Source organism: Bacillus sp. LR--39 (assembly GCF_053613335.1).
Map to the genome: position 1 here is coordinate 1 of NZ_JBSIOT010000686.1, position 797 is coordinate 797.

Below are 797 nucleotides of genomic sequence, written 5' to 3' on the forward strand. Positions count from 1 at the left end.
ATCCGCTCTTGGCCATTACGCCGGTTGTGCCGATTATTGCTATATCGAGTGTGCTGAGGGGATACTTTCAAGGAAAACAGAATATGAACCCGCTTGCTATGTCACAAGTCCTTGAACAGGTCGTCCGCATTTCACTCGTGGCTGTCTGCACAACGATTTTTCTCCCTTACGGAATTGAATATGCTGCAGCGGGGGCAATGCTATCCTCAGTGGCAGGGGAGCTGGCATCACTTCTTTATTTATTCGTTTGCTTTAAGTATAAAAAGACAATTAAAATCAGAAAGCATTTTTTCCAGTCAATTAAAAACGGAAAACAAACCTTTACCCAATTAATGAGCGTGTCCCTTCCAACGACCGGGAGCCGCTTTATCGGAAACCTCTCTTGGTTTTTCGAGCCAATCGTCGTCGCTCAAAGCCTTGCCATCGCCGGTGTGGCAACAGTTGCCGCAACAAAGCAATACGGGGAACTGACCGGCTTTGCCATGACGCTGCTGACTCTGCCCAGCTTTATTACATATTCTTTGTCGACCGCGCTTGTTCCTGCGATCAGTGAAGGAATGGAGCAGAAAAAATTGCAGGTGGTGGAATACCGCTTGGAACAGGCGATGCGTCTCTGTCTGCTCAGCGGAGGCATTTCAGTTGTTATTTTATTTGTATTTGCAGATGAGCTGATGAGAGTGATGTACGGTTCCTCAGGCGCAGCTGTATTTATAAAAGTAATGGCCCCATTTTTTCTGCTTTATTATTTCCAAGGCCCGCTTCAAGCTGTGCTGCAGGCGCTTAATTTGGCTGGAGCT

General features: G+C 46.9%; 1 protein-coding gene. It reads left to right on the forward strand.

Going from position 1 to position 797, the window contains the following annotated elements; all coding sequences use genetic code 11:
- Window positions 1-797: stage V sporulation protein B (gene spoVB / locus ACWHAR_RS25845; RefSeq protein WP_452088271.1), on the forward strand; the 797-nt coding region annotated here is incomplete at both ends.